General features: G+C 60.7%; 20 protein-coding genes, 2 tRNA genes and 1 pseudogene. 17 read left to right on the forward strand and 6 right to left on the reverse strand.

Features of this window, described 5'->3' with window-relative positions; all coding sequences use genetic code 11:
- Nucleotides 1-53 precede the first annotated feature (53 nt).
- Nucleotides 54-476 (forward strand): VOC family protein, encoded by a 423-nt coding sequence (locus FFS60_RS07420; RefSeq protein ID WP_028628024.1) that lies wholly within the window; start codon nt 54-56, stop codon nt 474-476.
- A 219-nt stretch (nt 477-695) separates the two neighbouring features.
- Here the strand turns inward: FFS60_RS07420 and galU are convergent, their stop codons facing one another.
- The 5 genes from galU to FFS60_RS07445 all read right to left on the reverse strand — a co-directional run bounded on the left by galU (nt 696) and on the right by FFS60_RS07445 (nt 4,284).
- The gene (galU, locus tag FFS60_RS07425; protein WP_028628025.1) at nt 696-1,535 is read right to left on the reverse strand and encodes a UTP--glucose-1-phosphate uridylyltransferase GalU; all 840 of its coding nucleotides are present in this window, start codon (nt 1,533-1,535) and stop codon (nt 696-698) included.
- A gap of 47 nt (nt 1,536-1,582) precedes the next feature.
- Nucleotides 1,583-2,944, reverse strand: coding sequence for a UDP-glucose/GDP-mannose dehydrogenase family protein (locus tag FFS60_RS07430; protein ID WP_137821576.1), 1,362 nt, complete (start codon nt 2,942-2,944; stop codon nt 1,583-1,585).
- 110 nt (nt 2,945-3,054) lie between these two features.
- Entirely contained in the window at nt 3,055-3,339 is a 285-nt protein-coding gene (locus tag FFS60_RS07435) for a hypothetical protein (protein WP_028628027.1), read from the reverse strand.
- Between the two features lie 596 nt (nt 3,340-3,935).
- Nucleotides 3,936-4,021 (reverse strand) — tRNA-Leu (locus FFS60_RS07440).
- 189 nt (nt 4,022-4,210) lie between these two features.
- A tRNA-Cys gene (locus tag FFS60_RS07445) sits at nt 4,211-4,284 on the reverse strand.
- Between the two features lie 548 nt (nt 4,285-4,832).
- Here FFS60_RS07445 and FFS60_RS07450 point away from each other — a divergent pair.
- The 7 genes and pseudogenes from FFS60_RS07450 to FFS60_RS07480 all read left to right on the forward strand — a co-directional run bounded on the left by FFS60_RS07450 (nt 4,833) and on the right by FFS60_RS07480 (nt 11,413).
- The gene (locus tag FFS60_RS07450; protein WP_137821577.1) at nt 4,833-5,732 is read left to right on the forward strand and encodes a LysR family transcriptional regulator; all 900 of its coding nucleotides are present in this window, start codon (nt 4,833-4,835) and stop codon (nt 5,730-5,732) included.
- A 333-nt stretch (nt 5,733-6,065) separates the two neighbouring features.
- Nucleotides 6,066-7,583 carry a recombinase family protein gene (locus FFS60_RS07455; protein WP_256658052.1) on the forward strand — a complete coding sequence of 506 codons (1,518 nt, stop codon included), beginning with the start codon at nt 6,066-6,068 and terminating at the stop codon, nt 7,581-7,583.
- On the forward strand, nt 7,580-8,485 hold the full coding sequence (locus tag FFS60_RS07460) for a plasmid partitioning protein RepB C-terminal domain-containing protein (protein WP_137821579.1): 906 nt from the start codon (nt 7,580-7,582) through the stop codon (nt 8,483-8,485). The genes FFS60_RS07455 and FFS60_RS07460 overlap by 4 nt, the downstream gene beginning before the upstream one ends.
- The gene (locus FFS60_RS07465; protein ID WP_137821580.1) at nt 8,485-9,423 is read left to right on the forward strand and encodes a plasmid partitioning protein RepB C-terminal domain-containing protein; all 939 of its coding nucleotides are present in this window, start codon (nt 8,485-8,487) and stop codon (nt 9,421-9,423) included. Before FFS60_RS07460 ends, FFS60_RS07465 begins: the two co-directional genes overlap by 1 nt.
- 148 nt (nt 9,424-9,571) lie before the next feature.
- Nucleotides 9,572-9,829: pseudogene (locus tag FFS60_RS07470) on the forward strand (hypothetical protein); the annotation flags it as partial.
- A 118-nt stretch (nt 9,830-9,947) separates the two neighbouring features.
- The gene (locus FFS60_RS07475) at nt 9,948-11,030 is read left to right on the forward strand and encodes a type I restriction endonuclease (RefSeq protein ID WP_137821582.1); all 1,083 of its coding nucleotides are present in this window, start codon (nt 9,948-9,950) and stop codon (nt 11,028-11,030) included.
- Between the two features lie 161 nt (nt 11,031-11,191).
- A complete protein-coding gene (locus tag FFS60_RS07480; protein WP_137821583.1) occupies nt 11,192-11,413 on the forward strand; it encodes a hypothetical protein in 222 nt (73 codons plus the stop codon).
- A gap of 673 nt (nt 11,414-12,086) precedes the next feature.
- Here the strand turns inward: FFS60_RS07480 and FFS60_RS07485 are convergent.
- Complete coding sequence (locus tag FFS60_RS07485) at nt 12,087-12,332, reverse strand: hypothetical protein (protein WP_137821584.1); 246 nt, start codon at nt 12,330-12,332, stop codon at nt 12,087-12,089.
- 951 nt (nt 12,333-13,283) lie between these two features.
- Here FFS60_RS07485 and FFS60_RS07495 point away from each other — a divergent pair.
- The 9 genes from FFS60_RS07495 (at nt 13,284) to FFS60_RS07540 (ending at nt 22,244) form a co-directional block, all read left to right on the forward strand.
- Nucleotides 13,284-13,493, forward strand: coding sequence for an AlpA family transcriptional regulator (locus FFS60_RS07495; protein ID WP_137821585.1), 210 nt, complete (start codon nt 13,284-13,286; stop codon nt 13,491-13,493).
- A gap of 30 nt (nt 13,494-13,523) precedes the next feature.
- Nucleotides 13,524-14,387: a ParA family protein gene (locus tag FFS60_RS07500; RefSeq protein WP_137821586.1), complete on the forward strand. Its 864-nt coding sequence runs from the start codon at nt 13,524-13,526 to the stop codon at nt 14,385-14,387.
- 179 nt (nt 14,388-14,566) lie between these two features.
- Nucleotides 14,567-16,237, forward strand: coding sequence for a ParB family protein (locus FFS60_RS07510; RefSeq protein WP_137821588.1), 1,671 nt, complete (start codon nt 14,567-14,569; stop codon nt 16,235-16,237).
- 18 nt (nt 16,238-16,255) lie between these two features.
- Complete coding sequence (locus FFS60_RS07515; RefSeq protein ID WP_137821589.1) at nt 16,256-16,816, forward strand: DUF2857 domain-containing protein; 561 nt, start codon at nt 16,256-16,258, stop codon at nt 16,814-16,816.
- A 4-nt stretch (nt 16,817-16,820) separates the two neighbouring features.
- Nucleotides 16,821-17,972 carry an STY4528 family pathogenicity island replication protein gene (locus FFS60_RS07520; RefSeq protein ID WP_137821590.1) on the forward strand — a complete coding sequence of 384 codons (1,152 nt, stop codon included), beginning with the start codon at nt 16,821-16,823 and terminating at the stop codon, nt 17,970-17,972.
- A 294-nt stretch (nt 17,973-18,266) separates the two neighbouring features.
- Nucleotides 18,267-19,058: a PFL_4669 family integrating conjugative element protein gene (locus tag FFS60_RS07525; RefSeq protein WP_137821591.1), complete on the forward strand. Its 792-nt coding sequence runs from the start codon at nt 18,267-18,269 to the stop codon at nt 19,056-19,058.
- On the forward strand, nt 19,055-19,606 hold the full coding sequence (locus tag FFS60_RS07530; protein WP_137821592.1) for a DUF3158 family protein: 552 nt from the start codon (nt 19,055-19,057) through the stop codon (nt 19,604-19,606). Before FFS60_RS07525 ends, FFS60_RS07530 begins: the two co-directional genes overlap by 4 nt.
- Nucleotides 19,603-19,998 carry a single-stranded DNA-binding protein gene (locus FFS60_RS07535; RefSeq protein ID WP_137821593.1) on the forward strand — a complete coding sequence of 132 codons (396 nt, stop codon included), beginning with the start codon at nt 19,603-19,605 and terminating at the stop codon, nt 19,996-19,998. The genes FFS60_RS07530 and FFS60_RS07535 overlap by 4 nt, the downstream gene beginning before the upstream one ends.
- A 239-nt stretch (nt 19,999-20,237) precedes the next feature.
- Nucleotides 20,238-22,244, forward strand: coding sequence for a DNA topoisomerase III (locus FFS60_RS07540; protein ID WP_137821594.1), 2,007 nt, complete (start codon nt 20,238-20,240; stop codon nt 22,242-22,244).
- The last annotated feature ends 109 nt before the right edge of the window (nt 22,245-22,353 follow it).

Consider the following 22,353-nt stretch of genomic DNA (forward strand, 5'->3'; position numbering starts at 1 on the left):
TGTCTCTGGCCAGTTGCCAGGCCTATCCTTGAGGCATCGAGAAGGAGAGTCCCATGCGCCCCACCCTCACCCATGTGGCCCTGCATGTACCGGAGCTGGAACCCTGCATCCGCTTCTACGCCGATTTCTGCGGCATGCGTGTGATCCACGAGCGCGCCGCCAAGGGGTCGAAGATCGTCTGGATGGCGGAACCCGGCAAGGAACACCAGTTCATCTTCGTGATCATGCCCGGCGGTCATGATCGCCACCTCGCCACCGACGACTACAGCCATTTCGGTTTCGCCGTGGACAGCCGCGAGCGGGTCGACGCCATTGCCACCCAGGCCGCGGCGGCTGGCTGTCTGATCTGGCCACCGCGAGACGAGCCCTACCCCGTGGGCTACTACTGCGGCTTGCGCGACCCGGCGGGCAACTACGTGGAGTTCAGCTACGGCCAACCACTGGGGCCGGGATCCGAGGCGTTGCCGATTCCCTGACGCCCAGGGACGCAATACGACCCCGTCTGATCCTCATTGGCAGGCCTTCAGCCTGCTTGGCGAATGAACTGGCTATGTCTGCATGACGTGTTGCAAGCAGCTCCTACAAGTTTCTTGGCCTCGCTAACGCAGACATAGCGAATGAATTCACCCCTACAGGCCTTTCCCGGGCCCAATGAAAAGGCCGCCCGAAGGCGGCCCTCTGCGTGGCGTGGCCGATCAGTAGGCCTTGCCGGTCTTGTACAGGTTCTCGAAGCAGTAGTTGGTGGCTTCGATGTAGCCTTCCGCGCCGCCGCAGTCAAAGCGCTTGCCCTTGAACTTGTAGGCCAGTACGCAGCCGTCCTGCGCCTGCTTCATCAGCGCATCGGTGATCTGGATTTCACCGCCCTTGCCCGGCTCGGTCTGTTCGATGAGGTCGAAGATGTCCGGCGTCAGGATGTAGCGTCCGATGATCGCCAGGTTCGACGGGGCATCTTCAGGCTTGGGTTTTTCCACCATGCTGTTCACGCGGAAGATGTCGTCACGGATCATCTCGCCAGCGATCACACCGTACTTGGAGGTTTCCTCGCGCGGCACTTCCTGGATCGCGACGATGGAGCAGCGGAACTGGTTGTACAGCTTGACCATCTGGGTCAGGACACCGTCGCCTTCCAGGTTCAGGCAAAGGTCGTCCGCCAGGACCACGGCAAAGGGTTCGTCACCGATCAGCGGACGACCGCTGAGGATGGCGTGACCCAGGCCCTTCATCTCGACCTGGCGGGTATAGGAGAAGCTGCACTCATCGATCAGGCGACGGATGCCGACCAGGTATTTCTCCTTGTCGGTGCCCTTGATCTGGTGTTCCAGCTCGTAGCTGATGTCGAAATGGTCTTCGAGGGCGCGCTTGCCACGGCCAGTCACGATGGAAATTTCGCTCAGACCAGCGTCCAGGGCCTCTTCAACGCCGTACTGGATCAGCGGTTTGTTCACCACTGGCAGCATTTCCTTGGGCATCGCCTTGGTGGCCGGCAGGAATCGGGTACCGTAACCGGCGGCGGGGAACAGGCATTTCTTGATCATTTCGATCCTTTGGGGTGGGTGTTATGGCGAATTGCCGCGCAGTCTAATCAGGCCGCAGTCGCCTTACAATGCCCGCTTGCGGGCCGTCCTATGCCGCGATAGAGGAACCCTGCTTCGACCAGCTGCGCCGGCTCGTAGAGGTTACGTCCATCAAAGATCACGGGCATGCGCATAAGACCACGAATCCGCTCGAAGTTCGGCTGACGGAACTGCTTCCACTCGGTGACAAGCACCAGCGCGTCGGCCCCCTCGGCCGCGCTGTAAGGGGAGTCCGCCAGGCGCAACTGGCCCGACTCCACCGCTTTGGGATAGCGAGCGGAAACCCCGGCACTGGCCGCAGGATCGTGCGCTTGCACCCGAGCACCGGCTTGCAGAAGTGCATCCAGCAGTACCAGGCTGGGCGCTTCCCGCAGGTCATCAGTGCCTGGCTTGAAGGCCAGCCCCCAGAGCGCCACCACCCTGCCCTGCAGGACGCCGTTGAAATGCTCGCGCAGCGCCTGGAACAGCAGGGTCTTCTGTAGCGCGTTGCGTGCTTCCACTGCCCGCAGGATGCCGGGCTCAATTCCCTCCTGCTCCGCAGTCCTGATAAGGGCGCGCACATCCTTCGGGAAACATGAACCACCATAACCACAGCCGGCATAGATGAAATGGGTGCCGATTCGCCTGTCACTGCCAACCCCACGGCGGACTTCTTCGATGTCCACGCCCATTCGCGCGCAGATGCCGGCCATTTCATTCATGAACGAGATCTTGGTCGCAAGGAAAGCGTTGGCGGCGTACTTGGTGAACTCCGCGGCGCGGACGCCCATGGTAAGCACCCGCTCATGGTTGCGCAGGAACGGCGCATAGAGGCGGCGCAACTGCTCGGTGGCATCCGCTTCGTCACAGCCGATGATGACCCGGTCCGGGCGCATGAAGTCGTCGATGGCCGAACCCTCCTTTAGAAACTCAGGGTTGCTCGCCACCTGGATCTTGAAGCCCAGGCCACGGGCAGCGAGGCCAGCCTGGATGCGCTGGGCGACCCGCTCCGCCGTACCGACTGGCACGGTGGACTTGTCTACGACCAGGCAGGGCCGCTTGAGGCTGGCACCCAACTCGTCGGCCACGCCGAGCACATGGGAAAGGTCGGCGGAGCCATCTTCGCCACTGGGAGTCCCGACAGCGATGAAGACGATATCGACCTGGTCGATACCCTCCTCTATCTGTGCTGTGAAACTCAGCTGCCCGCTGGCAAGGTGAGCCTGGAGCATGGGTTCCAGACCAGGCTCGTAGATGGGGACCTGCCCCCGGTGAAGACGGGCCAGACGGAACGGATCGCGTTCGACACAGCTCACCTGGTTACCCATCTCGGCAAAACAGGTAGCCGTCACCAAGCCCACATAACCCGCACCAATCACGCATAGTCGCATGGACAGCCCCTCCACCATTGATAGGCGGATTCCATCCAAGCTGCATGGCAAGACCGTGACGGCGACGTGACAGTACGGAGAAACAACAACGGCCCGTGAGGGCCGTCTGGTCAGGGTTCTTGGGGGATTTCCGTCAACTCAAGCTCCACCAGCGCCTCAGTGCTCTCGTGAAGGATGGGCACATCGCTGTAGGTGGCAAGCGCCTCCCAATGCTGGTCAAGCCCGGCGCCTATGGCGGCCAGGTGATCGATCATGCGCCGTCCTGCGCTCTTCACCGCCGGATCCTCACTGCGCATCATCTCGAACGACATTTCACTCATTGCCGCCGTGAGATGGGTGAGGCTACGGGTCGTAAGGCTGAGCAAGCGCACCAGGTGCTGCTCTTTCGATTCCATTCGATTTCCCTCTTTCACCTGATCCGTTCAGGCTCCCTGAAGCCAGCCAAAAAACAAACAACGGATACGCCCCTCCGGCGCACCGCAACATCAGCGTTAGTCCGCCCGCAAGCGCCAAAGGTTCTACATCAGCACGACGGAATCATTTCCGGTCCCGTGTCGGGTGAGCATATAGGAAGGACCGTCGAGCAGATATCACCAGACACGAACAGGCCCGCACATGGCGGGCCTGGAATTCGTAGTAGGTGGCCGGCGCTGGTTTCCGGCTTGCGAGGTTTATCAGGCATCCCACAGAAGCATGTAAGCGCTTCTGCTTCACACGGCGTAAGGGCTGGATCTCATCGGGGAGATCTTTCTAACCGTGTACCCTTCGGAACGCGCCCCACGTTTCCTCACTATCCGCTTGCGCATCAGTCTGCGTATCCACCTACTGATATTGAGGCTAGCAAAGCCCTTTGCTTCCGACAGGACGTTTTTAGATCGTTTTCTTCCGGCCTGGAAATGTGCTGGAACTGAACGTGCTCTCGCAACCCCGGCAAAGAACTGGGTGACGAAAGAAAAGACTCAAAGAGTGGCCAGCAAGAGCTTGATTTGAATGGTGCCCGGAGCGGGACTCGAACCCGCAAGCCCAAAGGGCGAAGCATTTTAAGTGCTCTGCGTATACCGATTTCGCCATCCGGGCAGGAGGGGCATTGGTGCAGGGCGCTGATTTAAGCCCAAATAAAATTTCGAATCAATCACTTAGGCGTTGAACAGCACACCATTTGCTGCGCTTTCCTGGATCGCTCTTGCCTGGGCGCCCGCAACTACGCCAGTTTCCTGGGCACATGAAAAAAGCCCCGTAGACTTTTGATCTACGGGGCTTTTTAGATGGAGGCCGAAGTCGGAATCGAACCGGCGTACACGGATTTGCAATCCGCTGCATGACCACTCTGCCATCCGGCCTAAACGATGACGCCGCTTGCGGCGGCGTCATCGCGTGAAACTGGAGCGGGAAACGAGACTCGGACCCAGCCTCTAACCCTTTGATTAATAAGAGCTTTCCGCAACCACTGCCTCAGCAGCGGACGCAATTATGGACTCGTTTGATAGGCCTGGCAACCCCCGTGCGATTTTTTCTTTCGAGAGCACCTGAGGCAGCGAGCCAGCCGCCTCTCCTCACAATTCACTGGCCCCAAGACCTGGGAACTTTGCCTATGTCCGCCCCTCTATCTAGGACACTCGTTCCAGCCACCGCCACCCCGAGGATGTGATGATCCTCCCGCGTCGGCCGAGCAACTAACCCTGTGAACGAGACGGCCTATCCAGCAGGGGGACAACCAGGACGAATCGCCCCGATGCCTTTGTCAGTCGTGACGAGGCAAGGGCTAGCAATCACCAAGGAGTTTCAATGAGCGATCTTCAGGCGACGGAGCCGCCTGCACATCCTGCTCTCAAGACCGGATGTTTGCGGCCTGCCCTTGAGGAGCACAGCCAAGCATGGAGGCTATTGTATGCGGATACGTTACCTACGCTACTTCCTGGTCGTCGCCGAAGAACTAAACTTCTCGCGGGCGGCAGCCAGAGTCCATATCGAGCCATCTCCCCTCTCACGTGCCATCAAAGAACTGGAGTCCGGATTGGGGGTTCGTTTGTTCCAACGCACAAAGGGGCGCATACGTTTGACCTGGGCGGGCGAAGTTTTCCAGGAAGAAGCACGACGCATACTTAGCCTGGTGGAAGACGCCCAGAGCCGTGTCCGTGCGGCTGAGAAAGGCTATCGCGGCCGGCTGCGCATCGGCCTGACAGACAGTCTTGCACAACCCTACCTGACCAAATTGCTGGCGCGTTGCCGAGAGGAAGAACCCCTCACTGAGGTGAAGATCGCTGAAATGACGGTCAGCGAGATGGTCAAGGCATTGATGCATGACCAGATCGATGCTGGCTTCACTGTGCATACCGAGCTCAGCGCAGGGCTCGTCAAGGAAGTTGTCTGGACGGATCGGCCCATCATTGCTGTCCCGCGAAACCACCCTCTTCTCTCCTTGGAGAAAATTCCTCTCCAGGAGGTGGCTCGGCACACCCTGATTCTGTGCCATCCGGAATTGTGCTCAGGGGGATACGATGTCATTCATCGCTGGTTCTACGAGGCCACGTTGCCGTTCCCCACGAATGCCGAATATGTTTCCGGGCACGAACCCATGGTGATGTTGGTCGCTGCTGGTTACGGCATCGGCATTGGACTGGCCTCGCAAATCACCCTGTATAGCCATCCTGATGTGATCATCCGTCCGGTCACGGACGATGTACCCAACACAGCGACGTTCATCACACTACTCGATCAACCACGCCCTGAGGCCCTCAGCCGATTCATCGCCCGCGCCCGGCAAATTGGTGAAGCGGTTATTGGGTAATGGCCTTTTCCCAAAATCCTTAGCATGGCTCTGCCGCTACTCCGCCTATAGTGAGGGGCCGGGGTAGACAAATTGGATGATACCTAGTCCGGACTAGTAACAAGGAAACCCGGCAGCGTGGCTGTTTTTGTTCGTGCCAGAGATGTACCGCTCCTGATTCGCCAACGCGGCCGTGCTTGTTTCGTTTTCCGCAAGCTCCGCCTCGCCGTCACAGGCACGTCACATTGAAGCTGGAAGCTGTGTGGACTTGCCGCAACGTTCACAACGGCGGGGGAGTTCGACTTGACCTCAAACCCCACCCAGAAATGTTCGCCCCCCACGCCCGACGGGCTCGTGCCGGCTGCGGAATACGTCCGCATGTCCACCGATCACCAGCGCTACTCCACCGAAAACCAATCGGAAGCAATCAATACCTACGCGGCAAGCCACGGAATGGCCATCGTTCAGACCTACCGAGACGAAGGCAAGAGCGGTTTGGACATCGATGGCCGCGACGCACTCCGACGCTTAATTGATGACGTACAAGCAGGTCGCGCCAACTTCCAAACCATCCTAGTGTACGACGTTAGCCGATGGGGACGCTTTCAGAACACGGATGAAAGCGCCCATTACGAGTACCTTTGCACTCGGTCCGGAATCCGGGTCGTTTACTGCGCGGAGCCTTTCGACAATGACGGCTCGCCCCTTGCCACCATCTATAAGGGCATAAAACGCTCAATGGCCGGCGAGTACAGCCGGGAGTTATCGACCAAGGTATTCGCTGGACAATGCAGACTCGTTCAGCTCGGCTATCACCAAGGCGGTCCCGCTGGATATGGGCTACGTCGCGCCCTGCTGGACGAACGCCAGGATTTCAAGGGGGAATTGTCTCGCGGCCAGCACAAGAGCATTCAGACTGACCGCGTGATTCTCATACCCGGACCTCAAACAGAAATTGAAGTCGTCCAACGCATCTACCAGCAGTTCGTCTACGACCGACTACCTGAACGCACCATCGCCGATGGACTCAACGCGGAAGGGCTGACAACTGATCTGGACCGTCCATGGACACGCGGCACCGTTCACCAGGTGCTGACCAACGAGAAGTACATCGGCAACAACGTCTACAACCGGACGTCCTCCAAATTGCGGCAACGGACCGTGCGAAATGCCCCTGAGTTGTGGGTGCGCTGCGATGGCGCATTCCAGGGAATTGTTTCTGCTGAGTTGTTCACCAAGGTCCGGGAAATCATTCTGGAACGGAGCCATCGCCTAGACGATGCACAGATGCTCGCGATGCTGCGTGCGTTACTCGACCGAGCAGGATCACTTTCCGGCCTTCTTATTGATGAAGAAGAAGGCATGCCGTCCAGCACCACCTACATCAGCCGTTTCGGCGGGTTGCTACGAGCGTATTCGCTGATCGGATACACCCCAGACAGGGACTACCGGTATCTAGAAATCAATCGCGCCCTACGCCGCTGGCGCCCCCAAGTCTTGGAGGAAGTCGCTTCGCACCTACGGCAAGTCGGTGCAGAGGTGGAACGGAACCCCCAAAGCGACATTCTGACCATCAACGAAGAGTGGACAGCCTCCATCGTCATCGCGCGCTGCCAACCGACCCCAGCAGGGACGCTGCGTTGGCGGCTACGTTTCGACAACCATCTGGCCCCAGACATCACCGTGGCGGTCCGGATGGATCAAGCCAATCAGCAAGCCATGGACTACTACCTGATACCACGTCTCGACATGGGGTCTTGGCCGCAACGGTTGGTCGAAGAGAACAGCGCTTTGATTGATAGCTACCGCTTCGAAACACTGGCAGTTCTAGACGAATTGGCCGCACGCAGCCCACTGAAGGAGGTTTCATGACAGCTCCCGCCGGCTCTCGCGAACAAGTCGAATTCATTCCCATCGCTCAAATCCATGTGCTCAATCCCCGAACTAGGAACAAACGAATTCACCGCGAGCTGATCGACAACATCCGGGACGTGGGCTTGAAACGGCCGATCACGGTCAGTCGAAGGGCCGAGGATCGGGGACCGCACAAATACGACCTTGTATGTGGGCAAGGCCGGCTGGAAGCCTTCCAAGCACTGAAACAGACAACGATTCCCGCGTTTGTCATTGATGCCAACGAAGAAGACTGCCTTGTCATGAGCCTGGTGGAGAACGTGGCTCGACGACAGCATCGTCCAATTGACCTGATGAACGAGGTTGGACGATTGCGTGAGCGAGGTTACAGCGATGCCGATATAGCCGAACGAATAGGGGTGACGTCTTCGTGGGTCAACATGATCGGCGGGTTGCTGGAACGCGGTGAGGAAAAGCTGTTGGCCGCCGTAGAAACCGGTCTGATTCCGTTGAGCATGGCAACGGATATCGCCAGAAGCAGCGAGGCTGAAATTCAAAACCTCCTTGCGGAAGCCTACGAACACGGATTCCGAGGCAAGAAGTTAACGACGCTGCGGCATCTGCTGGAACTGCGAGCTAAGAGGGACAAACTAGTCCGAGCCAACCCATTGGGTGGCGGCCAACCCAAGAAGAAGCGGATGACAACCGCCGATCTCCGACGGTTATTCGAACGAGAAGCCGAACGACAGCGACTGATGGTCAAGAAGGCGGCCTATACCCATGATCGTCTGATATTCGCGACCCAAGCTCTGAAGGAGCTGCTGAACACCGACGAATTTATCGAGCTACTGCGGGGCGAGAAACTGGGGTCAGTGCCAAAGCTGGTCCAATCCCGGATACAGCAGATGGGGAAAAGCTAATGACACAATCCCCGGACCACGTACCTTCGCCCCCACCGAAAAGCGGCTTTCTCCGCGAATGCGTACGGGTGAAGATCGTCAACATACTGCCGTTGAAAGTCCTGCGACCGTCGGTCAAGAGCAGTCTTAAGTATCAACAGATTCTGGCCTCAGTGCAGGATGTCGGGTTGGTAGAACCACCAGCCGTCATGCCAATTCCCAATAGGCCGGGTCATTATTTCTTGCTGGATGGTCACCTGCGCATCGAGTCCCTGAAAGACCTGGGGCAACTGGAAGTCGATTGCCTGGTGGCACTGGACGACGACACCTACTCGTACAACAAACGCATCAATCGACTCTCTGCGGTCCAAGACCACAAGATGATTGTGCGAGCCATGGAACGAGGCGTGTCGGCTGAACGTCTGGGTAAAGCATTGGGGCTTTCACCGCAGACCATCAAGCATCGCTTCCGACTCCTCAACGGTATCTGCGAAGATGCTGTCGCCATGCTGGCGGATACCAACTGTCCAGCGAAAGTGTTTGACATACTCCGCCAGATGAAGCCGTTGCGGCAGATCGAAGCAGCCGAGTTGATGGTTGGGAACAAGAACTTCTCCGTCATGTTCGCCAATGCCTTGCTAGCAGCCACCCCAGCCAATCTGCTGGCCTTCGAGCACAAGACGGAGCCGGAACAGCAAGTTTCAGCAGAGTCCATCGCTCGCATGGAACGTGAACTTGCCGCCTTGCAGATGCAAATCAAGGTCGTTGAAGACGATTACGGCCCGGATGTTCTACATCTCACCGTCATCAGGGGTTATCTGTCCAAGCTGCTGGCCAATGCGGCAATCGTGCGATGGCTAGCAAAGCATCAACCTGAATATCTGAAAGAGTTTCAGCGCATCACGGAAATGACTGACCTGCCTGGGGACCATGGCGGCACAGCCCCCGAGGCAGGGTAACCATTTACTCACATGCGAGAAGGAGATGTGAACCACGTCCATTCCATCGGCCCTGTTGACCTGCTGATCGCAGGATTTGACCGCAAAGGGCCCCACCGAATTTGCGGCTTTCGGCCCACGTATGACGCTTGTGAAGGCCATCAACTAACCGGTGAACGACCACAAATTGGGCTGGAACGAGATGCTCATCTGGCTGCGCGAGAAGCGCTGGCAGAGCCTGGACGTCGGCGGTGCCACCTACCTGGGACTGCTGATCCCTCTCATCAACATCCTGATGATGCCCGCCGCGGTGGCCGGCGCGCCCCTGCTCTGGCGGCGCGATGGCGGCGACAGTCCGTTGTCGCGAATGGTCGAGGAAATGAAAAAACTACCGAGCATAGCGAGGGAAGCCGGATTGCTAACCTAGCTCGGTGCTTCCAATATCGAAATCCACCGGACTGGACAAGGACCGACAACGGTACTTGCCAATTGCCAGTAATGCAGCTGCTTACTACGCTGAGGTCGTCTTCAGCAAGGAGCGTGACATGGAATTCATCGAGCGACTGAATGCGTTATCTGCCAAGGTCCGGCAGCAAGGCGGGGCGATTCAAACCGAGGAAGCCACCAAGACGGCGTTTGTTATGCCGTTCATCAACTCGGTGCTTGGTTACGATGTGTTCGACCCTTCGGAGGTGACGCCGGAGTACGTCTGCGACATTGGCACCAAGAAAGGCGAGAAGATCGATTACGCCATCCTGAAGAATGGCGAGATTCAGATTCTGATCGAATGCAAGAAGATCGGGGAGCCGCTGCACATCAACCATGCGAGCCAGCTTTTCCGCTACTTCCACGTTACCAGTGCGCGCATATCCATCCTCACCAACGGCCAGGTCTACAAGTTCTTCACGGACCTCGATGCCACCAACAAGATGGATGAGAAGCCGTTTCTGGAACTCGACCTGCTGGACGTTGATGAACACGTACTGCCCGAGCTTCAGAAGATCACCAAGGCCGCGTTTGATGTTGATTCGATCATCAACGCTGCTGGCGAGCTGAAGTACGTCAGCCAGATCAAACGGGAGATGGCTGCCCAGTTCAACCAGCCTGACGATGACTTCGTGAAGTTCTTCGCGGCCCGTGTTTACGACGGGATCATCACGCAGAAGGTGAGGGAACAGTTCGCCACGCTCACCCGAAAGGCGGCGGCCCAGTTCTTGGGGGATCAGGTTAATGATCGTCTCAAGTCAGCCATGAGTGGAGCCATTCAACCCACCTATACAGCGGCCCCAGTGGAGCCCGCCGTGGCGAGTGAAGCGGCGAACGAACCTGAGGAGGATCGGGTTCAAACGACGCTGGACGAACTGGAAGGCTTCCACATCGTCAAGGCGATTGTTCGGGCAGTCGTTGACGCAAAACGGATCGTCCACCGCGACACGCAAAGCTATTTTGGCGTGCTGCTGGACGACAACAACCGGAAGCCGATTTGCCGCCTCCACTTCAACCGGACTCAAAAGTACCTCGGCATCTTCGATCACGAGAAGAACGAAACCCGCCACCCCATCGCGTCCCTGGACGATATCTACACCTATGCGGAACAGCTTAAAGGCACCATCGCGTACTACGAGTGATCCGCTCCCCGCTGACTGAGCCCGCCGATGGCGGGCCTTTCAAATGTGCCGGGTACGTTCTCCAGCAGCCCCCCTGGCCCGCAGGTGCTGCGTGTGCTGAATGCGTAACCCCGTGAACCGCACACACTGGAAGCCTTGGGCCATTACACGGAGCGGCAAGCATGGTGTTGGTGAGAAAGGAAGTTCAGAAAAAAATCTACATCCACAACGATCTAGCCAACGCGGCGAACCATCTGCGAAAGCGAGTCGAGGAAAATGAAGCGACCGACAACCATGAAGGCATCAGTCTAGACATCATGGCTTGCCTAACCATGTTGGCGTTTACGTTTGAGTCCCGGCTGAACTTCATCGGTGCCAAGACGGTGGACAGCTGGAACGAGTGAGTGGGACAACTTCCCCAACAAAGTTAAAAAGGTGCTTCAGACGATGGGGGTTGACGCCAGCGAAACGGAGCCCCCCTAAAGCACGGCGTATGCGCTCCAAGGCTTCCGCAACACCCTTGCTCACGGGAAACCTGACGAAAGCAAAACCGAGGACGTCGTTGAAAGCGATGCAACGCTCGAAGACTTGGCCACAGACCTTCGCGGAACGTGGGAGGCCCATCTAACCGTTGAATTCATGCGCATGTGTACCGAGGACGTTGACGCCATTTGGCATGATTGGCTTGCACGGGGCGGGATTGGCCGCCACGAAACGTTCACCCACGGATGTACTGGTCGGGTCGATGCTGCCACTAGATGAGGGTGAATCTTGTCCGCCCGATCATCCCTGTCAAGGCTAAGCAAGAGCGCAACCTGCTGGTTCTGAAGGACATGTGGGAAGTAGCGACCACCCCCGAATTGGCGGCGGAGGTTGAGCTCCTCAAGCTGGCCGAGGTCTTAGCCCGGGACGGGCCGGCAATTTCGCGCAAGGAGTTTGGCTAGACCGCGTTTGTTGCGGATGGGCTAGTCTTTTGCCGGGAGAAGAAAAAAGCGAAGCCCGCACGAGGCGGGCTGGGGAAGGGTGGCGCGGGCCGCTAGAGGACAGCCATCAGCCCCACAATGGAACTGGAAATACTCAGCACTCGGCCGAACTGAACCACGGCGTACCACGCTCATCGATCTGCTTCAACTTGCGCAGGGCATCTTCGGCTGCCTCGATGGCATCGGCACGGCGTATGAAACAGGAGCGGTCGTAGACCTGGTGAAAGTGAGGCTCGGCCTCACTGTTGCGGGGCTGAATGGCGACGAAGGCCAGCACGTGGTCTCCGTTGATGCGGGTTTCGGTCCAGGCGGAATGCCCTGGGAAGTCTCGTCTGTTCATGGCGGCCTCCGGCAGGTGCGTCTCAGGTGGGCGGATACCCACTATGGACCCCCGATAGGGGCCAGGGTCATAAACCGGACGAAGGGCCAGAAACGAAAAGCTCGGCACTTGTCCGGGCTACGAGGCAACACTATGGCTTAACCGCGCCTGAGGGCGGCCAGGAATTGCTCGGGGTCATTGTTGATGGCGCTGGGCTTTCTCGTTCCAGGCATGGGCTCTCTTCTCAATCCAGCATGTCGGCGCGCAGGGCCCCCACCTTTATCGGCGGCCAAAAGAAGTCAGACTGCTGGACATGCCATTACCGGATTTCCAATTGTCCGGGCAGCGAACTACCTGCACTTCCAATTGATACCTCTGCTGAGCGTGCTGCGCCCAGTATCATGCACGGCCACGTTCATGACCATGCTGGATAAGCCGCGCTCGGAGGAGCTAAGCAGATTCATCGCCCGCGCCCAGCAAATTGGTGAAGCGGTAATTGTGTAATGATCTTTGCCTAAATTCATCAGCATGGCCCTGGACGCACAGCCAGGGCCCTGTCCCTTTCGTCCTCGCCCTGACCGTAAAGGTCGCTCTCCATTGCGGAATAAATTCCAGATTGCGATGCGTAGCGGGTCGCATGGACACCACCACTGGCGCCATCGCCGAATGAGAATCACTAGCACATTAACGCGACTGTTTTGGTCACCTTGCTGACCCAATATGCGATTTCACCACCTCATCACTCCTGCAGCAGAGTGCTGTGCCTTTTTGACCTTGATTGTCCCCGAAGCAGTTTCAATAGTGGCCCCCTTGCGGGTCGGCTGGACGGTGACGTCAGGGCAGCGAACGCTGCAGCTCTCCGTTGAAGCCGGTGGTCAGCACGATCCGATTGTTTGATGCGTTCAATGGAGTGACGCGCTTGTACTACGTGTCACGCCTACGAGTGCTACCAAGCATAAAGGAGTGACCACTATGTCCACTGAGCAATCCGCGACTGCCGAGCATCGCATCCTCCGCCGCCCGGAAGTTGAAGCCAAGACCGGCTTCAAGCGCGCCCATATTTACAACCTGATGAAGGAAGGCAAATTTCCGAAGGCTATGCGCCTGGGCGTTCGTGCAGTCGGCTGGGACTCCGCCGAGATCGACGCCTGGATCACCGAACGCCGCCAAGATCGCGTTTGAGGCCGCTCCGCCACTGACAAGGAGCGCGCCATGCAGGTGATCGCCATCATCTCGACCAAGGGCGGTGTCGGCAAAACCACTGTCGCGGCCAATCTGGGGGGATTCATTGCCGATGCGGGCAAGCGGGTGCTGCTGGTCGACCTGGACGTGCAGCCGACGCTGTCGTCCTACTATGAGCTCACCCACCGCGCTCCCTGTGGCATCTATGAGTTGCTGGCCTTCAATGAGCCAACCCTGTCGCAGCTGGTTTCCCACACCACCATCAACCGCCTGGACCTTGTGCTGTCCAACGACGACCACCAGCAGCTGGGCACACTGCTGCTGCATGCGGCTGATGGGCGCCTTCGCCTACGCAATCTCCTGCCGCTGTTCCAGCCCCACTACGACCTGGTACTGATCGACACCCAAGGCGCCCGCAGTGTCTTGCTGGAGATGGCCCTGCTCGCCGCCGACCTGGCCGTCTCCCCAATCACCCCAGAGATTCTGGCTGCCCGCGAACTGCAACGGGGCACGCTGCAACTGGTCGAAGCGATTGCGCCCTACCGCCATTTGGGCATCCCGCCACCGCCCCTGCATTTGCTGCTCAATCGCGTGCCAGCCATCTCGTCGAACGCCAAGTTGGTTCAGCAGACGCTACGGCTGATCTTTCGTGAGCACAGCGAGGTTCAGATACTGGGCACTGAACTGCCCGCGATCGAAGCCTTCCCGCGTGCGGCAACCTCGAGCCAACCCGTGCACAGGACCGAATACCGACGCCCGAGCGGGCGGCAGGCACCAGCGGCGCTGGAGACCATGCGCACCCTAGCCAGTGAGCTTCTGCCTCAATGGCAAGAGCAGTTTGCCAGCGTGACCGGTCGCGTCGGCAGGAGGCCGTCACATGTCGAGCACCTCTGAACACTGCCGCGGGCGCCAGCGGCTCCTGGCGCTGATTGAGTTCGCCTTGCGTGAAGACTGGGACGTCCGCTGTACGCCTGCAGGGCAGCTAAAGCTCGTGAAACCAGGCCTGCCGCCGATCTTCACTCGCTCAACGACGAGCGACCTCCCGGCAAGCCAGAGCAAGTAGGGAGGCCGTCATGGCGACTGTCACGCCTCAGGAAATGGCCGGCAAATTGATGGCCGAGGGGTTTTCTCGCTCCGGCTCTGCCGCACAGGTGTTGAGCGACCCTGTGGCCGACACCCCGATGGTGGTCACCCTCGATGACCTGCGCCCCTATGAGCTCGATCCACGCCTGACGCGCAATCCGCTCTACGACGAAATCAAAGCATCCATCCGTGAGCGGGGTCTGGATGCCCCGCCACCGATTACCCGACGCCCCGGTGCCGAGCACTTCATCATTCGCAACGGCGGCAACACCCGCCTGGCGATCCTGCGCGAGCTGTGGTCGGAGACCAAGGACGAACGCTTCTTCCGCATTCCCTGCCTGTTCCGACCCTGGCCGGAACGCGGCGAGATCGTCGCCCTGACCGGGCACTTGGCGGAGAACGAGCTGCACGGCAGCCTGACGTTCATCGAGCGGGCGCTCGGCGTTGAGAAAGCCCGAGAGCTCTACGAGCTGGAAAGCGGTAAGACGCTGTCGCAGTCGGAGCTGGCCCGCCGCCTCAGCACGGACGGCTATCCCATCCAGCAGTCGCACATCAGCCGCATGCAAGACACCGTGCGCTACTTACTGCCGACCATTCCCAACGTCTTGTACAACGGCTTGGGCAGGCATCAAGTCGAGCGCTTGGCGGTATTGCGCAAAGCCTGCGAGCTCACCTGGGAAAAGCATGCGAGCGGCAAAGCGTTGGCCGTCGACTTCGAGACGCTCTTCCACGACGTCCTCACCCCCTTCGATGGACAGCCTGATAGCTTTTCCGTCAGCCGCGTCCAGGACGAACTGATCGGCCAGATGTCGCAGCTGCTCGACATCGACTACAACGTGCTGGCGCTTGATGTCGACAGCACCGAGCACCGCCAGCGTGCGGTAACCAGTCCACCCCAGCTGCCAGTCGAAACCGCAACCGTCGTCCACACCGCGCGTGCAGCCACTCCATCGCCGGATGCCACTCAGAGCAATGGCACTGCAGCAGGCACTTTAGGAGCCGCACCGAACAACGACACCGCCCCATCGCCAGTCCCAACGCCGACACCAGAGCAAGACGCGTCGTCCAGTGAACAGGATCCTGAAGTGCGCCTGCAGGGCCTCATCGTCTCACCGGCCGGAAACACCAAGCGACTGCAAGCCATCCAACATATGGTCGCCGAGCATACCGGTGATGCTCTGCCCAGCTTTACGGACACGGTGCTGCAGGCGATTCCGGTGCAAGCCGGCGGACTCTTCCCGATCAGCGACGTCTGGTACATCGACCCAGGACTGGATTCGCCTGATCGCCTGCGCATCCACATCGCCCAATTCGCCCAAGAGATCGCCGAGGAAGCCGAACGGCTCGACTGCATCGAAACGGCCAACACCGGCATAGGTTTCACCTGCACTCCGCCCCATCAGGGCGCAACGCCTCCTGCTTTCGGCCAGGTGGTGTTGGCGTTGTTACGCACCTTGAGTCTCCCCCATACCGCAGCGTCCGATCAGGGCGACATGCGCCTGGACGACAATCTTGGGGCACTTTTGCTGGGAGGCGGCGTCAGGGATACAGGCGCCCTCCCCCGCCTGAGCGATAACGGTTTGGTCAAGTTGTTCCGTCTGGTCCGGCTGGCACGCCGGCTGTTGGATCTGGAGGCCAATCCAGATGAGGACACCCCCTGAAACAGGCCGGAGGGAACCATGTCGGCACCTCATCCGCTTAATCAAGCTGTGGTTGCACAGGCGCTGCACGACCTGCGCAACGGCCAACTTCGCCGTTGCCAGTCAATGGGTTTCAGCGAGCGGGAACTGGACGTACTGAAGCAGCCGGCGCTGGTGAGCCTGCTGGCCAACGCCCAGGTGCCCTGGTGTTCTGTGACGGTCAACACGGACGTCCTTTGGCGCCTGGTCAGCCAGATGCACGACATCGAGCAGGAGATCGCCACGATTGATCGCATGCTGCGTCTGGGGGCCAGTACCGAAATGGTCAGCAAGTTTTATGGGCTGACGCATCAGGAGGTCGCCCTGCGCCGTGACATCATTTGTCTGCCCAAGCGCCGCGGGCGACATCCGGTGCTGAATGAAGAACAGGAGATGGCCCTGTGGAAGCAATGGAAGTCCGGCATCACCGAGCGTGGCATCGCGCTGGATGACGACAGCACGATGCTGGCGCTGACGATGGATCTGGCCGAGTCCCTCTCTTTGCCCATGTCCGTGATCTGGGCGGCCATCGCAAGCTGGATCGACCAAGGCCTGGTGTAGGGCCATGGTCGCGCAGGCAGGTCCCGCCACGCTTTCAACGCTGCTCGACGACGCCCTGTGGCAGCTGCCTCCCAACCGGACACCCACGCCTGCCAGCGATGGATTCCTCTACAGCGGCAATCGCCATGAAAGCGTGCCCCGGGCGCTGTTTCTCGACACGCGGTTGACCCCGCTGGAGCGCAATGCCTGGCAAATCATCCGGCTCATGCTCAACGCCGATGGCGTCACGGCGTTTCCCACCTACGATCAGTTGCGTCCCTACCTGGCCTCGACGCCCTGCGCGCAGCAGGCGTCGTACGAAACCGTGGCGCGGGCGCTGACCCTGCTGCGCCTGACACGCTGGCTCAGCCTCGTGCGCCGCCGGCGCGACCCCAAGACCGGGCGCATCAAGGGCAATCTGTACGTCCTGCACGACGAGCCCCTCACCCCCTTCGAAGCCATGCAGCTCGACCCCGAATACCTGGGGCTGGTGAGCCATGCGCTCGAGCATGCCAGCAAGGCGGTTCAGCGGGTGAGCTACCGCACCCTCCAGGACATCAGCGAAGACCCGTTGCTCAGCGGCCGCGTGTTGCCGACGCGGCTGCAGGTGCTGGTACAGCGCATGGCCCCGGGCGGCGTCAGCTCTCTGGAACGCTATCCACAGGAGCAGCTCGAGCACGATTCCGAAGAAGGTGAAAATGCCCTTCTTCGGAATGGCGAGCCGCCGCCTTCGGATTCCGAAGCAGGTACGAAAGCCAACCAAACCGCCTCTCTTCGGAATCCGAAGCAGGACCGTACTAGTACTCGTATAGATAAATCCGTACGTACGGTACCGCTTGTGCGAGAACACCCGCCTCTACGCCTGCCTGAGCGCTTCCTGGCGCTGCGCGAAGAGCAGCAGGCCGGCGCGTTGGTGGCCCTGCAGCAAGTGCAGGCCGAACAGCGACAAGCCGTGCTCGATGAATGGGCCGCGCGCTGTCGCAGCAACGAGGTGCACAAACCGGCCGGTTACCTGTTCGGCATCATCCAGGCGGCCATCCGCGGTGAGTTCAACGCCTGGGCCGGACAGGACAAGCGCCGGGCCTCCGCTGATCCGCCGCCCGCACCCCGAACGGCAAACCCCGACGTGGTGCAAACCCACCTCGCCCAACTGCATGCCCTGTTGCACCCGAAATGATGGTCGAGTAACCCTCCCTGGCTCTCTCTGGAACTATCCCCTGGGGATAGTTGCCACACACAGCCTTCCGGAAGCGAACCATCGCCCTGCTCTTCGCCAGCGACACCCGCCTGCCGACTGGATCTCCCTGGAGCTATCCCCCGGGGATAGTTGCAACAGGCAGCCTTCCATAGGTGAGCCACCGCCCTGCTATTGGCCAGCAAAGCCGGCTGGCGGTGGCGGCGCTTTGTTGACTGACCGCCTTCCGTGCGCTGGCCAAGCTGGCGACTCGTTCCCCTCACGCGAGTCGTCCCCATGGCCACCGACACCTCCTTGCAACTGAATCTCGGATCGCTGCGCAGTGCCATGTCGCTGACGTTGCACACCCATCACGCCTCGCGCATTTGGCACGGCCGCGCGGCCAGCGAGGGCAAGCCCGGCATCGTTGGATTGAACGGTTTCATCGCCATCGCCAACAAGATCAAACGTGGCGCCGAGCAGGACGACCCCTACTCGGACTGGTGGATGCTGAGGCTCGAGGAAAAGCTGACGCTGACCAAGGACAGCCTGCAGGCCCTGCGCGAGCAGGTCGACCAGGCCCTGGCCGACGTGCCGCCGGCGCTGTCGCTGGGCGAGAATATGAACGTGCAGCCGGTGAAGCTGCCGCTGTTCGTCAACGCGCAACTCGGTTTCCTCGCCGTCTACCTGCTGGCCGACTACGACGACCTGGCACGCAAACTGATCCTCGCCCACCACACCGCGCTGATCGACCGCAGCACGCTTGAGCGCTGGCTCAACGAAGGGGCGCACGCCCTGCGCAGTCTGTTCTCGCTGGCGCAGCAGTACCGCTACTCGGGCTGCACCCGGGACGACTTCGCGGCCAAGAATGCCGCTGCCCGAGCCGCCCTGGAGAAGCTCGGGGAACTGCCGCAGGAGGTGCTCGAAGGCACGCTGCGCTCGCGCTACGCACCGCCGATCATCCGGCGCTCGGCGCTGGCCGCCGCGGCACCGCAGGATGCCGCGGATGCCAGTGACGACGATGCCCTGCCTGAAAGCGCCGACCTCACCCTGACCGCATCCGGCGATAATGAGGGGGCCTCCGCATGACGTTGACTCCGGCCACGGCGGTAACCCACCGCTTTTACCCCCTGGAACAGGCTGACTTCCTCAAGCTGGAACAGGCCGCCTCTCTAAAAGGCCTTTTACAGCCTTTTAAAGGTAAGGGGGCACTTACCCAGTGGGCCAGCCAGTGCCACAGGCTTCGTGATGAGCTGATTGAGCTGGCGCAGCGACGCGTCCTGGCGCAGGCGAACGCCTACCCTTTCCGCCTGCTGCCGGTGGAGCTGGCCCAGCAGACCACGGGCGCCGGCACGACGTTTCTGCGCTGGCGCAAGCCTGATCGCACAGCCATGGGTGTGGCGCTGTGGCAGACACTGATTAGCAGCGCCACCACGCCCGACACCTTGCTCGATGACCTCTACGCCATGGAGGTGCAGCGCATCGTGCTGAACATGCAGATCAGCCTCCTGCACACGCTGGGCCGCCAGGCTCACGAATGTGCCAGCAAGCTGGCCCAGGCCGAATCGCTTTACCTGCAACGCGTCCCCGGAAGCGCTGCGTCCATCCGCACCACCTGTTCCAAGGAGTCGCTATGAGCACGCACTTTGTTGGCGAAGGCAACATCGGTTCTGCGCCGGAGTTCAGGGAATTCCCGAGCGGCAACGACGAGCCCAGGCGGCTGTTGCGCCTGAACGTGTATTTCGACAACCCGGTTCCGACCAAGGAGGGCTATGACGATCGCGGCGGCTACTGGGCGCCCGTGGAGCTGTGGCACCGCGAGGCCGAGCACTGGAAAACGCTGTACCAGAAAGGCATGCGCGTCCTGGTGGAAGGCCGCACGGTGCGTGATGAGTGGGAGGACGCGGACGAGAACGAGCGCGTGACCTTCAAGATCGAGGCGCGGCGTGTCGGCATCCTGCCGTACCGACTCGATGCCGTAACCCTGAGCCCGAAACCGGCCGGCGAGCCCACCCAGCCAGCCGAGTGATACCGCAAAAGCCGTCCATGGAACTATCCCCGGGGGATAGTTCCATGGAGTTCCACTGAGGTCCGCCGCCGCCGCGAACGAAGCTGCAGGTGATTACGCGCCTCAGGCTCTGTTCACATCCCTGAAAGAACGCCTCGCCCCGCACAACTGGGGCGCTGCCGCTGCCACGTTATTTGCTGTCGCCGAGATCGCGGATGGCCATGCTGAGGCTCACTCGATGCCCCTACCCCGGAGCCTGTATGCGCCTGTTTCTCTGCGAGAAGCCATCCCAGGGCAAGGATATCGCCCGTGTGCTGGGGGCTGGCCAGCGCGGCAGCGGCTGCTACAGCGGAGCGGGTACCGTGGTGACCTGGTGCATTGGGCACCTGATCGAAGCGGCGCCACCGGAAGCCTACGGCGAGCAGTACAAGCGCTGGTCACTCGAGCAGCTTCCGATCATTCCCGAGCGCTGGCGGGTCGCGCCGAAAGCGGCAACCGCTGCGCAATGGAAGATCGTCAAACAGCTGGTCGGCCAGGCCAGCGAGCTGGTGATCGCCACCGACGCGGACCGCGAAGGCGAAATGATCGCCCGCGAGATCATCGAGCTGTGCGGCTATCGCGGGCCCATCCAGCGGCTGTGGCTGTCGGCGCTCAATGACGCGAGCATTCGCAAGGCGCTGGGTGCACTGAAACCGTCGAACGAGACGCTGCCGCTGTACGCTGCGGCGCTCGCGCGCTCCCGCGCGGACTGGCTGGTCGGCATGAACCTGAGCCGCCTGTTTACCCTGCTGGGGCGTCAGGCCGGCTACGACGGTGTGCTCTCGGTCGGCCGGGTGCAGACACCGACGCTGGCCTTGGTGGTCACGCGCGACCGCGAGATCGCGCGCTTCGTCTCGGTGCCGTTCTGGAGCATCGAGGTCAGGCTATCGACCGGCGGGCAGCGCTTCCTTGCCAGCTGGGTCGCCGCCGACGGCTGCAGCGATGATGCGGGCCGCTGCCTGCAGCAGGCGGTGGCCCAACACGCCGCCGACCACCTGCGCGCCGCCAGCGGCGCCCAGGTGGTCACCGTCGCAACGGAGCGCGTGCGTGAGGCGTCACCGCTGCCCTTCGACCTGGGCACGCTGCAGGAAGTGTGCTCGCGGCAACTCGCTCTGGACGTGCAGGAGACGCTGGACATTGCCCAGTCCCTGTACGAGACGCACAAGGCGACGACCTATCCGCGCTCGGATTCGGGTTACCTGCCCGAGAGTATGTTCGCCGAGGTGCCGGCCGTGCTCGCTGCTGTACTCGCCACCGATCCCAGCCTGCGCCCGCTGCTGGAGCAACTCGATCGGACTCAGCGCTCACGCGCCTGGAATGACCGCAAGGTGTCGGCCCACCACGGCATCATCCCGACGCTGGAGCCGGCCGACCTGTCGGCCATGAGCGATAAGGAGCAGGCGGTCTACAAGCTGATCCGCGCGCACTACCTCGCGCAGTTTCTGCCGCATCACGAGTTCGACCGCACCACTGCGCAGTTGCGCTGCGGCGGGCAGACCCTGCGAGCCGTTGGCAAGCAGGTGATCATCGCCGGCTGGCACCAGGTGCTGGCCGTCGCGGAAGCGGACAACGCCGACGGCGAAGCGGCCCCGCGCAGCCAGGTGTTGCCGGCGCTGCACGAAGGATTGTCTTGCCAGGTCGGCCACGTCGATCTGAAAGCCCTCAAGACCCAGCCACCAAAACCCTATACCCAAGGCGATCTGATCAAGGCCATGAAAGGCGTCGCCAAGCTGGTCACCGCCCCGCGGTTGAAGCAGAAGCTGAAAGAGACCACCGGCATCGGCACCGAAGCCACCCGTGCCAGCATTATCAAAGGCCTGCTCGAGCGTGGTTACCTGCTCAAGAAAGGTCGCGCCGTGCGGGCCTCCGAAGCGGCGTGCACGCTGATCGATGCGGTGCCCGCGGCCATCACCGATCCCGGTACGACCGCGGTCTGGGAGCAGGCCCTGGACATGATCGAAGCCGGCGAGATGACGTTGGAGACCTTCGTCGCCAAGCAATCCACGTGGATCACCCAATTGGTGCAGCAGTATCGCGCGGCCACCCTGGCCATCAAACTCCCCGAGGGCCCCGCCTGCCCGCTGTGCGGCAGCGCCACCCGCCAACGCACCGGCAAGACCGGCCGGTTCTGGACCTGCTGCCGCTATCCCGATTGCAAAGGCACCCTACCCGTCCAGAATGGCCGGCAGCGCAGCCCCTCACGCAAACCGCGGCAGATGCCAAAATAGCTCGTAGGTTCGTCTCCCCATCGTATCGACCACGGTCGATGCGCACACCTCGCGCCCGCGGGGAACCCAGCACGCCCCCTCCTTCTGCAACGCGTGTCCGTCGCCAGCG

The organism is Pseudomonas sp. D(2018) (assembly GCF_005502555.1).
Classification (GTDB): domain Bacteria; phylum Pseudomonadota; class Gammaproteobacteria; order Pseudomonadales; family Pseudomonadaceae; genus Metapseudomonas; species Metapseudomonas resinovorans.

Coding starts and splice junctions, on each gene's coding strand:
- FFS60_RS07495 (WP_137821585.1), top strand. CDS start 13,284: ATGTCCACTGAGCAATCCGCGACTGCCGAGCATCGCATCCTCCGCCGC.
- FFS60_RS07510 (WP_137821588.1), top strand. CDS start 14,567: ATGGCGACTGTCACGCCTCAGGAAATGGCCGGCAAATTGATGGCCGAG.
- FFS60_RS07460 (WP_137821579.1), top strand. CDS start 7,580: ATGACAGCTCCCGCCGGCTCTCGCGAACAAGTCGAATTCATTCCCATC.
- FFS60_RS07420 (WP_028628024.1), top strand. CDS start 54: ATGCGCCCCACCCTCACCCATGTGGCCCTGCATGTACCGGAGCTGGAA.
- FFS60_RS07535 (WP_137821593.1), top strand. CDS start 19,603: ATGAGCACGCACTTTGTTGGCGAAGGCAACATCGGTTCTGCGCCGGAG.
- FFS60_RS07515 (WP_137821589.1), top strand. CDS start 16,256: ATGTCGGCACCTCATCCGCTTAATCAAGCTGTGGTTGCACAGGCGCTG.
- FFS60_RS07450 (WP_137821577.1), top strand. CDS start 4,833: ATGCGGATACGTTACCTACGCTACTTCCTGGTCGTCGCCGAAGAACTA.
- FFS60_RS07475 (WP_137821582.1), top strand. CDS start 9,948: ATGGAATTCATCGAGCGACTGAATGCGTTATCTGCCAAGGTCCGGCAG.
- FFS60_RS07430 (WP_137821576.1), bottom strand. CDS start 2,944: ATGCGACTATGCGTGATTGGTGCGGGTTATGTGGGCTTGGTGACGGCT.
- FFS60_RS07520 (WP_137821590.1), top strand. CDS start 16,821: ATGGTCGCGCAGGCAGGTCCCGCCACGCTTTCAACGCTGCTCGACGAC.
- FFS60_RS07465 (WP_137821580.1), top strand. CDS start 8,485: ATGACACAATCCCCGGACCACGTACCTTCGCCCCCACCGAAAAGCGGC.
- galU (WP_028628025.1), bottom strand. CDS start 1,535: ATGATCAAGAAATGCCTGTTCCCCGCCGCCGGTTACGGTACCCGATTC.
- FFS60_RS07540 (WP_137821594.1), top strand. CDS start 20,238: ATGCGCCTGTTTCTCTGCGAGAAGCCATCCCAGGGCAAGGATATCGCC.
- FFS60_RS07435 (WP_028628027.1), bottom strand. CDS start 3,339: ATGGAATCGAAAGAGCAGCACCTGGTGCGCTTGCTCAGCCTTACGACC.
- FFS60_RS07480 (WP_137821583.1), top strand. CDS start 11,192: ATGGTGTTGGTGAGAAAGGAAGTTCAGAAAAAAATCTACATCCACAAC.
- FFS60_RS07525 (WP_137821591.1), top strand. CDS start 18,267: ATGGCCACCGACACCTCCTTGCAACTGAATCTCGGATCGCTGCGCAGT.
- FFS60_RS07500 (WP_137821586.1), top strand. CDS start 13,524: ATGCAGGTGATCGCCATCATCTCGACCAAGGGCGGTGTCGGCAAAACC.
- FFS60_RS07485 (WP_137821584.1), bottom strand. CDS start 12,332: ATGAACAGACGAGACTTCCCAGGGCATTCCGCCTGGACCGAAACCCGC.
- FFS60_RS07530 (WP_137821592.1), top strand. CDS start 19,055: ATGACGTTGACTCCGGCCACGGCGGTAACCCACCGCTTTTACCCCCTG.